Source organism: Pseudomonas sp. TE4620, assembly GCF_056279045.1.
On sequence record NZ_JBWBQO010000001.1, the window covers coordinates 1695225 to 1708174 of the forward strand.

Here is a 12950-nt window from a genome sequence, read left to right on the forward strand (position 1 = left end):
TGACTGTCCAGCGCAAGGCGGCCTGCGCTGGCGTGCAGCGTTGTTCGCCGCTATATCTGCCGCAGCCAGTGCTCGACATCCACCTTGTCGATCTGCTCGGGCTGCAAGAACCGCTCGGCATACTGGCGATAGACCCCGCTGCTGAGGAACAGCCGCAACAGGTCGCCATCGATGTGCTTGTCGCGGGCCATGAACACCAGGATCTTCACCGACTCGGAGAGGGTCTTGGGCGTCTTGTACGGCCGGTCTGCGGCGGTGAGCGCTTCGAAGATGTCGGCGATCGCCATCACCCGCTCGGCAATGCCCAACTGATCTTTGCCCAGCCGACGCGGATAACCACTGCCGTCCATTTTCTCGTGGTGGTTGCCGGCGATGACCGGCACGCGCTTGAGGTGGCGCGGGAACGGCAGGGCGTTGAGCATGACGATGGTCTGCACGATGTGCTCGTTGATCTTGAAGCGCTCTTCGTCGTTCAGCGTGCCACGCCGGATCGACAGGTTGTACAACTCGCCCAGGTTGCTGGCGTTGGCCGGCAGGCGCATGTCGAAGCCCCAATGGTTGCGCGGGTCGTCCTTGAGCACCGGCGGCTTGCGCGCGCCCCAGGGCACCCGGTGCTCGGGACGGTCGGCCAGTAGCGGCTCGTCCGCCGGCAGTTGCGCCGGCGGCACATCCTTGAAGCGTTCATCTTCCTCGCGGGAAATGCCCAGGCGGTTGTCGAAATGCCGCCACCAGCGGCGCTGGCCAATTTGCTGCAGTCGCTCGATGTCGGCTTCTTCCATGAACTCGCCACCGGCATTGGCCCTGGCGACGAAGGCGAAGTCTTCCTGTAATTGCGCCTGGCAGTGCGCCAGGGTTGCTTGCAGCCGCTGCTGCGGCTCGCCGTTGGCCAGCCCTTGCCAGTAGGCAAGCTCGGCATCGCGCCAGAGCACCTCGAAGCGCATGCGTACCTCGTGGATTCGGTTGTACAGGGCCTCCAGCTTGGTCGCCTTGTCGACCACATGCTCGGGGCTGGTGATCTTGCCGCAATCGTGAAGCCAGGCGGCGACGCGAAACTCATAGCGCTCGGCCTCGGTCATGCTGAACTCGGCGTAGGGGCCGCTGTCAGCCAGCGCAACCTGGTCGAGCAGCATTTGCGCCAGTTGCGGTACCCGTTCGCAATGGCCGCCGGTGTAAGGACTCTTGGCGTCGATGGCATCGGCCAGCAGCTTGATCATGGCATCCAGCAACTGTTGCTGGGCCTCGACCAACTGGCGGGTTTCGATGGCCACGGCGGCCGCGCCGGACAATTCCTCGACAAAACGCCGGAACGGTTGGCCGACCTCATCGCCCGCCGGCTCATCTTGCAGTTGCAACAGCAAAATGCCGAGCAGCGCCTGGCTGCGGTCCCGGAGCACCACCGCATGGCTGCGTCGGCCCAGCTTCAGGGCGCGTGTCACAGTGCTTGGCAGATCCTCATGCTGGTTTTCGTCGACCGCAAGTTGCGCAGGGTAACCGCTGCCTCGGCAAGCGGCAGCCAGGCGCAGCAGGCCACGCTCGGCGTCGAACAGGTACACCGCGCCAGCGCTTGCCCTGGCGGCGTCCACCAGATGGCTGAGGACGCCGTCGAGCATGCGCTCCAGCTGGGTTTCGCGGCTGAGGGTGAGGGTGATGGCCTGGAAGTTGAGGATGGTTGCGGACATCTGGCTCAGCACCTGACTCAATTCCCGCACCTCGGACACCCGCGATTGCACCCCCACCTCGCGGCTGAAATCAAAACCGGCCAGGCCCCGTACTTGCTCGGCCAGCAGCCGCAGCGAGTGGCCAATGCGCTGGCCAAGCACGCCCCCCAGGAACAGCAGCACGACCATCAGCACCGCCGTCCACAGCACCTGTTCCCAGAGCACCTTGCTCGCGTCGGCAAGCAGTTCGTTGCCAGGTACCGCGATCAGCACCTGCAGGTCTTGCCCGGCCAGGGTCGTCAGCGGTATGCGCATGCCGTACCAGGTCTTGCCTTGTACCTGGAACGGTTGCGGCGCAGGGCCCAGGCTCGGGCTGGCATAAAGGTGCTCGAGGCTGGGCACCCCCAGCTCGGCTACGTGTGACAGGCGCACCGCGTCACCTTCTTGCACAATCACCCGCTGCAGGTCCGGGTACGCCACCACGTTGCCCTGCTGGTCGATAACCACCGTCTCGGTGCCGGCGGTCATGCGCAGGTCGCGGCTCTCGCTGGCCAGGTCATCGACCGAGACATCCATGCCGATCACTGCGGCGCCATCGACGCTGCGCTGGGCCAGGGTGATGCCGACCTCGCGGGTGGTGAAGAACACGTAGGGGCGGGTCAGCACGGTGCTGGATTGCCTAAAGGCCTCGACGAACCAGGGGCGCGGGCGGGGGTCGTAGTGATAGTCCGGCTGGGCTTGTGTTTGCAGCAGGGTCAGTTGCCGGTCGTAGAAGCGCCATTCGCCTTGCAGCGCGCCGTCGTCGCCCTTGCTGATGCTCTGCACCAGGAAGCGGCTGCCGGCCGGTGCGCCGAAGTGCTGCATGAGCTGCGGGTCGCGTAGCCGGCGAACGAGGAGAAATTCGCCGCTGGAATAGCCGATGTAGGCGGCGCTGAGCATTTTGTTGGCGTTCAGGCTCTCGATCAGTTGCGGGACCTGCTCCAGGCGCTCGGCCAGAGTGCCTGCGCCAGGGTTGAACGCCAGCAGCCGGATGCTGCTTTGCGCCGGATCGAGCAGGCGCCGCGCCCGTTCGTCGATGGTCTTGCCAAGCTGCAGGGCGGAATCGCCTGCGGCTGCCACCAGCGCCTTCTGGATTGCCCGATTACCCTGCCAGGCGAGCCCTGTGCCCAGCAGCAGCAGGCCCAGCATGATGGCCAGCGCCACCATCCATTGCAGGGAGAAGCTGTGCCTCTGTTCATTCATGGCGGGTGACCTTGCGCTCTTGGCACTTAACGACGGGTAGTCAGGAACTCGAAGCTCAATCGCGAAAAGCTTAGCTGCTAATCCGCACAGGCTGGGATCGGCGCCTGACAATCCCCGTCAGCGGCCTGTTAGCTTACTTATAGAACAGGTCGACGATCACAGAGGCTTCGAACACCCCGGGTTTAGCAGGCTCGCGCCAGATCAGGTCTGCTTTGAAGTCATTTTTGCTCAGCTCACGACCGGTCAGGTCTGCCAATTTGAACCAGGTGTCGAACGGGATTTTCTCGTTGTTATCAACGCGAGCGAGGGAGATACCTACGGAGCTGTTGCTCGCCGGCACCAACAGATTGTTGATGACGGACCCTCCGCCTGGAGTGGAAGCGAATCGGGCGTTTACTGTGTAGGGTGTGTCGCAGGCGCGTGATAGTCCCAGGCTGAAGTTAGCGCTACTAGCGACGTTTCCGACAGTTGCGGTGCCAGAGAGCGCTCTGCGGAAATTGACGGTGCTTGGCGTTATTGTCAGCTCCGGTGAGCAGGGAATAAAGCGAATGTTGTTGATGCCGGTGACGACATAATTGAGGTTGCTGTTGGGTTTGATGTTTTGGCCGCCGGTGCCATCCAGTTGAAACACTCTATAGTCCGGCCGTGAACCCGCTTGCCCGGAAGAGGGGGTGGCGCCGTATTTTTCAATAAAAATGCTGAAGGTAAGGGTGAACTTGGCATTGTCCCATCCTGTGCAATTGACCCAATTGCAGCCCGTATGAGAAGAGAAGCCTGTGCTGACCTTTCCGCTGCTTGAGGTTATGGCAGTTTTATTGTATCTGATGCCGGCCCGTATACCGTCGCCGATACTGACGCTGGCGGGATTCATATGAAAGTAGATAGTCTCTGCACCGTAATTGTAGTCATCTGCACATTTAACGTTTATTGAGTATAACGACGATTCCCAAATTATCGTGCCGTCCGGAGCGTCTGCGGGAACAGCCAGTGCAGTGCCCAGCGACTCGCTGATGACAGCAGAGTGTGTACCCTCTTCTACACAGGTGAGGGCAAAACTGGTAGCCGGGCTGGCGGATGCGGCCAGCAGCATTATCAAAGCAAACGTTTTCAAGGGCATCATTTTGAGGGTTCGCAAGTAACTGAAGGACGTACTCATTGGATGTTTGCCTCATGCACGTGGCGCAGCCCAATATCATTGATTTCAGTGAAAATTATTTTTGCATCGGCAGGGATGGCGGCGACAGTGCTGCGCAGGAGATGTGTTTCGCCTGGCTTTAATAAGGTGTATTCGTCGAGCGCGGTGCTGCGGTCGCTGCTTTCTATCCGCAAATCCACCAGCGACAGGTGAAAGGCGCAGGTGTTGGTGACTTCGATAGAGTCAACATTCTTTACTTTCCAGCTCAATCCGGCGATACATGAGGAGGATGTGCCTTGCAACCCTGGCGGTCGAAAAAACAGCTTCAACTGTTGGCGGACTGCCATTTGAACGCTGTTTTGCCTGTCGGGCTTAAGGGGGATTTCCATGACGTTTAGCCAGAACAGTGATTCTCTATCTTCCGGTAAGCCTTCGCCCCTGTAGAGTATTCGCAGTACGTCTACTTGCTGCGGATTCAGTTTAATTAGAGGCTGGGCCAAGGCAAAGGGGACATCGCTGCTGTTTTCTTCGGATGAACTGACCCAGGCTTGAAGTGCGACGGTTTGCGACGATACGTTAGTGACGCGGAGGGTGGCTTCGCGGTGTTGGCCTGTATAAATAAGTCGTGTGCCATCGATTTTTATCATGGCCTCAGCGCTGCTACCGACGGCGAGCCACAGCAGGATGACGTTAATGAAAGATAAGGGTGTCGAGGAAGTGAAGGCCATTATTGATCTGGCCTCTCGATGAACGCCCAATGGTAATTGGGGTTTTCGGACTTTAGTGTGGTGAGGTATTGAGCAACTAGCGAGTAGTCGCTAGTTGCAGGTTGCGAAGTAAGCGCGCACCCAGAAAGAACGGATATAATACTTGCAAAGCAGGCGGCACCTAACTTATAATTGCTTGCTTGCTTGCTTGCTTGCTTGCTTGCTTGCTTGCTTGCTTGCTTGCTTGCTTGCTTGCTTGCTTGCTTGCTTGCTTGCTTGCTTGCTTGCTTGCTTGCTTGCTTGCTTGCTTGCTTGCTTGCTTGCTTGCTTGCTTGCTTGCTTGCTTGCTTGCTTGCTTGCTTGCTTGCTTGCTTGCTTGCTTGCTTGCTTGCTTGCTTGCTTGCTTGCTTGCTTGCTTGCTTGCTTGCTTGCTTGCTTGCTTGCTTGCTTGCTTGCTTGCTTGCTTGCTTGCTTGCTTGCTTGCTTGGCGTTAATTCCGAATTATGTAAGTTCATTGCTAATTCGTACTGACCAGAATGGAAAGTTCAAATTACCTACGCCACCTGCGAATCGAAATCAGACGATTCTCATTTTGGCCCTATTGGCCAGCGCCATCAGCATTCGCATAAACTACGGGGTCTTTCTTGTCTGCCGGAACCTCTGATGAATCAGCGACGCCTACGCACAGCGCCCCCTAGCAAAGCGGCCAATGAGCCGAGAACCAAGCCGGCCGAGGTACGTCTGGAGGAATTGATGGCGGCGGCGCAACGTTTGTTTCTGGCCAAAGGCGTGGAAGCTACGACCATCAGTGACATCGTCGAGCAGGCACAGGTGGCCAAGGGCACCTTCTATCATTATTTCCCATCCAAGCAGGACATGCTGGTAGCCCTCGGCGAGCGTTACACCCAGGCCTTTCTCGAGCAACTCGAACAGGCGGTGGAGCAGTGCGCCGCTGATGACTGGACCGGCCGCCTGCGCGCCTGGGTGCATGCCAATATCGCCACTTACTTGAAAACCTTCGCGGTGCACGACATCGTCTACACCAACCATCACCACCATGACCGCAGCAACAAGGCCAGGAACGACATTCTCGACCAGTTGCAGGGCATTCTCGAAGGCGGGCGCGCCGCCGGTGCCTGGGCCTTGCCGCAGCCGCGCATCAGCGCCTTGATGATCTACGCCGCGGTGCATGGGGTCAGCGACGACGCCATCGTCGAGCGTCTCGACGACTGCACGGCGTTCGCCAAATCGGTTGCCGATGCCTGCCTGGCCATGCTCGGCGCTGCCGGCAACGCCTAACCCTGTGCTCTCTCGTTGGTCGCCGACGCGCTGGGCACCGGCAATTGCCGCCGCAGCAACACGGCGCATCCCAGGCTGCACAGCCCGGCAGCCAGCATTGCCAGATTGAAGCCTGCGGCCATCGCCGTGGCGTAGGCCTGGGCGAACAACGGCGTGGCGCTGCTCAATGGGTGCTCGGCAACCGCTTGTTGCGCCAGGGCCGCCGCATCGTCGACGCCTGCAACCGTCAGCAAACGCGTCAGTTCGGCACTGGCGCGCAAGCTCATCAGGCTGCCAAGCAGGGCGATGCCCAGGCTCATGCCCGTCTGGCGCAGGGCGTTCATGGTTGCCGAAGCAATACCGGCGCGGCTGGCGGGAACCGCGTTCATCACTACCAGGCCGGTGGCGGGTACGGCCAGGCCCATGCCCAGGCCGAGGGTCACAAAGCACAGTAACAATGGCCAATAGGGCGTGTTGGCGCTGAGTAGCGCCATGGCGGTCATCGCCATGCCGATCAGCCTGTAACCCCAGGCCAGCAAGTGTTCCAGGGCGAAATGACGTTGCAACCGACCGAACATCAACGATAACGCACCGCTGGCGATGAACGTCGGCATCATCCGCAAACCGCTTTCGGTGGCGCTCAGGGCTTGCGCCTGTTGCAGGAACAGTGAGAAGAAAAACAGGCTGCTGTAGCTGGAAAAGCCCAGCACCCATGACGCCAGGTTGCTGACGGCAAAGCGTCGGTCACGAAACAGGTCCAGGGGAACCAACGGCCTCGCTACGCGCTTTTCCACGGCGATCAAGGCCAGCAGCGCGATCAGCGCCAGGCCTATGGCAATGCTCGGTGCCGGTGCGGCAAAACCCGATTCGCCGGCGCGGATCAGGCCGTAGCTCAACGCGCCCAGGCAGCACACGCTGAGCAACTGGCCCCAGGGGTCGAGTGCGGCCTGTTGCGGGTGGGCTCGCTCGCTGATGCCCCAGGCGCCGAGTAACAGGGCCAGGCCGCCCAGCGGCAGGTTGATCAGGAAGATGCTTTGCCAGCCGAAGTGCTGCAGCAGTACACCGCCAAGCAAAGGGCCGAGCACCAGGGCCAGGGCACTGAAGGCCGACCAGCCACCGATGGCGTGGGCGCGGGCCCTGGGCTCGGGGAAGGCATGGGTGATCAGCGGCATGGCTCCGGGAATCAGCAAGGCGCCAGCGATACCTTGGACTGCCCGCCCGAACAGCAACATCGGCAGCGCCTCGGCCAGGGCACACAGCGCGGAGCCTGCAGTAAACAGTGCAACACCTGTCAGCCAGGCGCGTTTGTGGCCGAAACGGTCTGCCACTGGGCCTGCCGACAGCATGAACGCAGAGAGCGCGACGGCGTAGATGCTGACCACCCATTGCAAGCCGCCAAGATCAGTGGCCAGGGCGTTTTGCAGCGAGGGCAGGGCGAGGTTGACGATGCTGATGTCCAGCGAGGCGAGAAAAGTGCCCAGGTAAGCGGCGGCGAGCACGGCGGGGCGCTTGTAGCGATGCATGCTTGAGGTCTCCAGAGCCGTCGGAAAATAAACGGGGAAAGCAGACCATAATTAATCGACTGACCGTCGGTCAATGGGCTGTTGGAAATATTCCGCCAGCGTAGAGGCGCTAGCCAGGCGTAACGCGAGTGTCGTTTTCTCCCTGGGACAACAGTGAGAACCGCGTAAGCGTGCCCAGGCTCGGCACGTATGATGAAAAATTTTCTTGTCAATAATGCTGTATGGATATACAGTATTTTCACGCAGCCGAAGGTGCCCCGGGTGGGGCGAATCACGGCCGATGCGTATTCATTTTCCATGTCAGCTAACAAGGAATGTCAGATGACAATTATCTACACCGCTGCAAATTCTCTTCCTTTTGCCGCGTTGCCCACCACCAACGGTGTGGTCCAGTATTTTCGCGCCAGCATGACCAACCCTGCCGATGCCACTTATGCCCCTGACGGGCTGGCGGCAGCACCGATCTACGGCCTGGGCGGGCACCTGTTGCAGGGTGACGAGATCGTTGCTGGCGGCAACGTCACGCTGGTTTCGCACATTGGTCCTTTGCTCAACGGCGGCGCGTTGTGCTGGGTATTGCTCAGCTGTGACGGCGGCGCGCAACAGGTCGCCAACGCAACCCGTAGCCATCACGCGGTAACCCTGGGGCAGATCTCCATCGCTTCGGGGGCTGCGCCGGGTGATGTTAAATATTCTGCGGCTAATGCCGTTCCTGCCGGTTGGCTCAAGGCCGATGGCGCAGCGGTATCGCGTTGCACCTATGCGGCGCTCTTTGCCGCAATCGGCACGACTTACGGCGAAGGCGACGGTACCTCTACCTTCACGCTGCCCGACTTGCGTGGCGAGTTCATCCGTGGCTTTGACGGCGGCAGAGGGGTGGACGCCGATCGCGTGTTCGGCTCGCGCCAGAAGGGCACCCTGCAGACCTACGACACCACCGAGTACAACAAGGCCAATGGCGTCTGGAGTGCCTGCACCTCACTGAAAACCGGTGCGGCTTCGCAAGTGGCAATGGGTGTCGACCCCTACGAGGTCAACGACTACGCAACCGTCACCATCGGCGGCGCCGATGCGGTCAACAACTTCCCGTTGCCTGGGGTGGGGCTGGACCGAGGCTATTCGGGTGTGACGCGCCCACGCAACATCGCAATGCTCGCACTTATCAAATACTGAATAGATTGCTCGGGTTGAGGCCTTGGCGCTGTTTCACGACGACGTAAAGGTACGCACAAATGTTTGCAGCTCAACCCGCTAGCGCATATTTCCATGGAGAAACATCATGAAGGGAAGTTTTACTCGTTTTGCACTGTTGTTCGGCCTTGCCACAGGCTCTGTTGGCGCGGCACACGCGGATAGCTCGCCTGCTGGCCTCTGGCGAGTGTCGACGTTCACCAGTCCAGGTGGGGCTGCTGCGACGGTCCAGACGGTCTGTCTCAAATCTGATCACACCTGGTACTCCACCAGTCAGCCGAACTGGAATGGCGGCTGGTTCCAGAATGAAAAACAGGTGCGCTGGTACGGCGGTATTCCGATCTCTCACATTGGCAATGTCGCGAGCATGGCAATGGGTAACCTGGACAGTGCTACCACCATGACGGGCAACTACGCCGAATGGACAGCGCCGGGTACCGCCCCTTTTACGTTCGACAGGCATTTCACATATTCGATGGTTTTTCTGCAAGCGGACTGTCCGCCAGCGAAGCAATAATCACCAGCTATTGACCCTATGGCAGTGGCCCAGCCCGAGGAATGGCGGGGCCCAACTGTAGGCGTCGCGTATGCCATTTTGACGACAAACGGTATTACGAAGCATTCTCAAGCCTACTGTTCTCCTGTAATCTCGCCGCCGCTCAGGTGGCGACCCGGTCGCACACCTGTTTACAGTGCACTTGGGGGCGGGGATGGAGACGAACAAAGGGATGGCGGCGATTGTGGAATGGCGAGCCCGCTTCCTGGGGGAAGGCAGGTTGCAGGAAGCTGAATACGACCGGGCGTTGATGGCCGCGCAACAGCTCGAACAGTCCGGCCGGGTCAGCCCGGGGGAGTGGGTGGCGATGGTGCGCCAGGCCAACGCGGCATTGCTGGGCCCACGCTGAGCAGCGCAAACATCAGGCAGGAGGCCCCATGGACACAATGCAGGATACGCCGCTGATTCGCCCGGCTACGTTTGAAGATGTGTGCACAATGCTCGCGTTCGATGCCTACGCCAGCAGCCACCCTGAGCGTCAGTGCTTCCTTGAAGAGTCCGTCGGCAAGCAGCAGTGTTGGGTGGCGTTGCGCGCGGGCGCGGTGATCGGCTACGTCGTACTTACCTATCACTTCTTCGACCACGGCTTTGTCAGCCTGGTGGTCGTGGCGCCAGGTCATCAACGCCAGGGTGTCGCCTCCCGACTCCTGGCCGCCGCCGAAGCCGCCTGTACTACGGCAAAGCTGTTTGTCTCGACCAATCAATCCAACCTGGCTTCGCGCCGGCTCATTCTCAAGGCCGGCTTCGTGCCCAGCGGTGTCATCGAGAACCTCGACGAGCACGATCCGGAACTGGTGTATTTCAAGCGCATTCGCGCTTGAATTGCGGTCAGGGAACTCGCGCTCGCCTGATCGGTCTGAGCTGACTTTCAAGGCGCTCTTTTATGGACAACAGTGCAGCACGCAGCGTGCTTGACGCACTCCCCACCCTTATCCTCGGGCTCGCCCTGGTGCTGGTCGGCTGGCTGGTGTTTCGCGTCGTTGTAGTCGAGCTCGCCGATACCCTCAACGACGATTCCAGTGCCTATACCAGCGACCTTCAGGAGTGCTCGTCAGAGCCGCTGCAGATCCTCTTTGGTCAGGAAGTGGGCAAGGAGGTACTGCTGGTCGCCAAGGTGCTTTCGGGGGTGAGTTCGGTGCGCGTGTTGTCGACGCCTGGGCGCGACCTGAGCTACGTTCCCGACCGCCTGAACCTTGAGGTCAACGAGCAGCAGCGGATCTACGGGGCATTCTGCGGCTAGTGCCGCAGTGCCGGGTCACCACGGTCATGCAAGCGGCCGATTTCCTCGAATGTTCATTCGCTTTTTTGCACAGCGGCGCTAGGTGCGCGGGCCTGGGTGGTCTATGTTAAACGGCAAGCATTAACAGTCGGTCTGGAGGTGGTTTATCACTGGGGTGGGAGTTTCATGGAGCAGGGACCTGTATGCACCCATCCGATGACCTGAACGGGCAAGAAGCCGCCGAGTCGTTCTCGCCACGTGAAGGGCGTTCAGCGCCGCTGTTCCGTTTGATCCTGAGCTTCATGCTGGTGGTCGTGCTGCTGTTCGTCGCCATCGAGGGCTGGCGGATCTGGCGCGACTACCGGCACGCTTTCGCCAGCGCCCATGATTCGGTCACCAACCTTGCCAGCGCCACCGCCCAGCATGCCGAAGACGCGATCCGCCAGGTCGATGTGGTTACCGCGATGCTCGGTGAGCGGCTTGAAGGTGACGGTTTTACCCGAATGAACATCCCGCGGCTGCACCGGCTGCTCAAGCAGCAAGCCTTGTTGATGCCACAGTTGCACGGGTTGTTCGTGTATGGCGCGGACGGGCGCTGGATCGTCACCGACAAGAGCGATACACCGACCAATGCCAATAACGCCGATCGCGATTATTTCGACTATCACCGCACCCATACCGACCGCGGCGTCTACATCGGCGCGGTGGTCAAAAGCCGCTCGACCGGTGATCTGATCATTCCTATTTCCAGACGCCTGAACAACCCCGACGGCTCGTTCTTCGGCGTGCTGCTGGGGACTGTCAGGGTTGATTACTTCGTCGAGTTCTATGGCGCGTTCAAGATCGATGACCGTGGCGCCTTGGTACTGGCCAAGCGCGACGGCACCATCCTGGTTCGCCGGCCGTTTGTCGAGCGGGTAATCGGCGGCAGCCTGGCCGATAGCGAGATCTTCCAGGACTACCTGCCGCAGGCCCCCGAAGGCGTCGTCGAAACCACGGCCGTAGTCGATGGCACTCAACGCCTATATGCCTACAAGGCCCTGGACGCCTACCCGCTGGTGGTGGAGGCCGGGCTGTCGAGGGCATCGATCATTGACCCTTGGCGAGAGGACCTGATCAAGACCGCCGTCGTGCTGCTGTTGCTGCTGGTTGGGTTGGGCGGCTTTGGCGCGTTGGTGCTGCGCCAATTGCGCGAGCGCATGGTGATGGAGGCCGCGCTGCGCCGTGCGCATCAAACAGTCCGCGACCTGGCCTTGAGCGACAGCCTCACGGGGCTGGGTAATCGACGCCGCCTTGATACGGCCCTGGCAGAAGAAATTCGCCGCGCCAAGCGCCAACGCTACCCGTTGGCGTTGGTAATGATGGACCTGGATTACTTCAAGCGCTTCAACGACAACTATGGCCATCCTGCTGGTGACGATTGCCTGCGTGCGGTGGGCGCGGCAATACAAAGCAGCCTCAAGCGACCGGGTGATCTGGCCGTGCGCTACGGCGGCGAGGAGTTCACCCTGCTGCTGCCCAACACCGATGCTGCCGGGGCCAGCAGGATTGTCGAAGACATTCTCGAGGCCATCCGCTCGCTGGCGATCGAGCATGTGCAAAGCCCGGCGGGGCGGGTCACGGCAAGTGCCGGGATTGCCCTGGGTTACCCGGTCAAGGAACCGGTAGCTGCCGACACCCTGATGGGCGCCGCCGACTCGGCGCTATACCAGGCCAAGGATAAAGGCCGCAATGGCTGGTGCCTGATCGATGGTTTGAGTGAGCGGCCAGCACCGTTAGCCCACGACTGATCACTGCAGCCTGGTGACTAACCCACCAACATAAACCTCACGCCGCCTGCTTGGCCATGTCCTTGCGGTATTGGGCTTTCATCATTTCCATCTGCTCGCCCATGGCCTCAAGCACGTCCTTGCCAAGCAGCTTCTTGGCTTGCGGGAACATCTCGGTTTCTTCTTCCTCGATGTGGTGCTCGAGCAACTCTTTGAGCACTTTCACCCGCCCGGAAAACTCGGGTGTACCCGGGTCGGTGACTTTCAGGTCGGGCAGCACCAACGAGTCGACGGTGCGGTGTTCTTCCTTGGCCTCGTGGTACATGATCACCTGTTCCTTGGCCCCGGCTTTCTTGTAGGCAGGGTAGAGGATCTCCTCTTCAAGCCGGGTATGCACGGCTACTTCCATCTCCAGTTTGGCCAGCAGTTCCGAACGTTTTTTAATCCCGCGCTCGGTGGACTCGCTCAGTTGCGTTAAAAGGGCCTTGACGGTCTTGTGGTCAGCTTTAAGCAGGTCGATGGCATTCATGGTGGATCCTCGGCAAAGCGGATGGTTGAAAAGGGGCCTTGCGTTAGTAGTGACTCGGCCCGGCGCCAGGGATTCAACCGGATTGCCCAACTGCTCATTAACCGCGGTTTCGCCAACGGGTATGATGCTCGGCTTATCTCAAC

13 protein-coding genes are annotated in these 12950 nt (G+C 60.2%); 7 read left to right on the top strand and 6 right to left on the bottom strand.

Features of this window, described 5'->3' with window-relative positions:
• Positions 1-50 precede the first annotated feature (50 nt).
• From ACZ9A3_RS08110 to ACZ9A3_RS08125, 4 genes are all read right to left on the bottom strand, one after another.
• Positions 51-2900 (bottom strand): HD domain-containing phosphohydrolase, encoded by a 2850-nt coding sequence (locus tag ACZ9A3_RS08110; protein ID WP_476252362.1) that lies wholly within the window; start codon positions 2898-2900, stop codon positions 51-53.
• A gap of 133 nt (positions 2901-3033) precedes the next feature.
• Complete coding sequence (locus tag ACZ9A3_RS08115) at positions 3034-4056, bottom strand: M23 family metallopeptidase (RefSeq protein WP_258716894.1); 1023 nt, start codon at positions 4054-4056, stop codon at positions 3034-3036.
• Complete coding sequence (locus ACZ9A3_RS08120; RefSeq protein ID WP_476252363.1) at positions 4053-4763, bottom strand: fimbrial biogenesis chaperone; 711 nt, start codon at positions 4761-4763, stop codon at positions 4053-4055. Before ACZ9A3_RS08120 ends, ACZ9A3_RS08115 begins: the two co-directional genes overlap by 4 nt.
• Positions 4763-5257, bottom strand: a complete 495-nt coding sequence (locus ACZ9A3_RS08125; RefSeq protein WP_476252364.1) for a hypothetical protein — start codon at positions 5255-5257, stop codon at positions 4763-4765. The genes ACZ9A3_RS08120 and ACZ9A3_RS08125 overlap by 1 nt, the downstream gene beginning before the upstream one ends.
• A gap of 148 nt (positions 5258-5405) precedes the next feature.
• On the opposite strand from ACZ9A3_RS08125, the gene ACZ9A3_RS08130 reads away from it, so the two are divergent.
• The gene (locus tag ACZ9A3_RS08130) at positions 5406-6041 is read left to right on the top strand and encodes a TetR/AcrR family transcriptional regulator (protein WP_476252365.1); all 636 of its coding nucleotides are present in this window, start codon (positions 5406-5408) and stop codon (positions 6039-6041) included.
• Here the strand turns inward: ACZ9A3_RS08130 and ACZ9A3_RS08135 are convergent.
• Positions 6038-7543: an MFS transporter gene (locus tag ACZ9A3_RS08135; RefSeq protein WP_476252366.1), complete on the bottom strand. Its 1506-nt coding sequence runs from the start codon at positions 7541-7543 to the stop codon at positions 6038-6040. The genes ACZ9A3_RS08130 and ACZ9A3_RS08135 overlap by 4 nt on opposite strands.
• Before the next feature lie 321 nt (positions 7544-7864).
• Between ACZ9A3_RS08135 and ACZ9A3_RS08140 the strand changes: the two genes are divergently transcribed.
• The 6 genes from ACZ9A3_RS08140 (at position 7865) to ACZ9A3_RS08165 (ending at position 12299) form a co-directional block, all read left to right on the top strand.
• Positions 7865-8716 carry a phage tail protein gene (locus tag ACZ9A3_RS08140; RefSeq protein ID WP_476252367.1) on the top strand — a complete coding sequence of 284 codons (852 nt, stop codon included), beginning with the start codon at positions 7865-7867 and terminating at the stop codon, positions 8714-8716.
• 106 nt (positions 8717-8822) lie between these two features.
• Positions 8823-9251 (top strand): hypothetical protein, encoded by a 429-nt coding sequence (locus ACZ9A3_RS08145; RefSeq protein ID WP_045196679.1) that lies wholly within the window; start codon positions 8823-8825, stop codon positions 9249-9251.
• Positions 9252-9444: 193 nt separating this feature from the next.
• Positions 9445-9639, top strand: coding sequence for a hypothetical protein (locus ACZ9A3_RS08150; RefSeq protein ID WP_093387579.1), 195 nt, complete (start codon positions 9445-9447; stop codon positions 9637-9639).
• A gap of 28 nt (positions 9640-9667) precedes the next feature.
• A complete protein-coding gene (locus ACZ9A3_RS08155; RefSeq protein ID WP_213601599.1) occupies positions 9668-10111 on the top strand; it encodes a GNAT family N-acetyltransferase in 444 nt (147 codons plus the stop codon).
• A gap of 62 nt (positions 10112-10173) precedes the next feature.
• Positions 10174-10530 (top strand): I78 family peptidase inhibitor, encoded by a 357-nt coding sequence (locus ACZ9A3_RS08160; protein WP_093383999.1) that lies wholly within the window; start codon positions 10174-10176, stop codon positions 10528-10530.
• 182 nt (positions 10531-10712) lie between these two features.
• A complete protein-coding gene (locus ACZ9A3_RS08165) occupies positions 10713-12299 on the top strand; it encodes a sensor domain-containing diguanylate cyclase (RefSeq protein ID WP_213601597.1) in 1587 nt (528 codons plus the stop codon).
• A gap of 37 nt (positions 12300-12336) precedes the next feature.
• Here ACZ9A3_RS08165 and ACZ9A3_RS08170 read toward each other — a convergent pair whose 3' ends face one another.
• Entirely contained in the window at positions 12337-12807 is a 471-nt protein-coding gene (locus tag ACZ9A3_RS08170) for a hemerythrin domain-containing protein (protein ID WP_045196688.1), read from the bottom strand.
• Positions 12808-12950: the final 143 nt, after the last annotated feature.

What these genes read in the sequence shown, in the direction of transcription:
- ACZ9A3_RS08155 (WP_213601599.1), top strand. Translation starts at nt 9,668, where the DNA reads ATGGACACAATGCAGGATACGCCGCTGATTCGCCCGGCTACGTTTGAA.
- ACZ9A3_RS08115 (WP_258716894.1), bottom strand. Translation starts at nt 4,056, where the DNA reads ATGAGTACGTCCTTCAGTTACTTGCGAACCCTCAAAATGATGCCCTTG.
- ACZ9A3_RS08150 (WP_093387579.1), top strand. Translation starts at nt 9,445, where the DNA reads ATGGAGACGAACAAAGGGATGGCGGCGATTGTGGAATGGCGAGCCCGC.
- ACZ9A3_RS08130 (WP_476252365.1), top strand. Translation starts at nt 5,406, where the DNA reads ATGAATCAGCGACGCCTACGCACAGCGCCCCCTAGCAAAGCGGCCAAT.
- ACZ9A3_RS08165 (WP_213601597.1), top strand. Translation starts at nt 10,713, where the DNA reads ATGCACCCATCCGATGACCTGAACGGGCAAGAAGCCGCCGAGTCGTTC.
- ACZ9A3_RS08135 (WP_476252366.1), bottom strand. Translation starts at nt 7,543, where the DNA reads ATGCATCGCTACAAGCGCCCCGCCGTGCTCGCCGCCGCTTACCTGGGC.
- ACZ9A3_RS08140 (WP_476252367.1), top strand. Translation starts at nt 7,865, where the DNA reads ATGACAATTATCTACACCGCTGCAAATTCTCTTCCTTTTGCCGCGTTG.
- ACZ9A3_RS08120 (WP_476252363.1), bottom strand. Translation starts at nt 4,763, where the DNA reads ATGGCCTTCACTTCCTCGACACCCTTATCTTTCATTAACGTCATCCTG.
- ACZ9A3_RS08145 (WP_045196679.1), top strand. Translation starts at nt 8,823, where the DNA reads ATGAAGGGAAGTTTTACTCGTTTTGCACTGTTGTTCGGCCTTGCCACA.
- ACZ9A3_RS08170 (WP_045196688.1), bottom strand. Translation starts at nt 12,807, where the DNA reads ATGAATGCCATCGACCTGCTTAAAGCTGACCACAAGACCGTCAAGGCC.
- ACZ9A3_RS08160 (WP_093383999.1), top strand. Translation starts at nt 10,174, where the DNA reads ATGGACAACAGTGCAGCACGCAGCGTGCTTGACGCACTCCCCACCCTT.
- ACZ9A3_RS08125 (WP_476252364.1), bottom strand. Translation starts at nt 5,257, where the DNA reads ATGAACTTACATAATTCGGAATTAACGCCAAGCAAGCAAGCAAGCAAG.
- ACZ9A3_RS08110 (WP_476252362.1), bottom strand. Translation starts at nt 2,900, where the DNA reads ATGAATGAACAGAGGCACAGCTTCTCCCTGCAATGGATGGTGGCGCTG.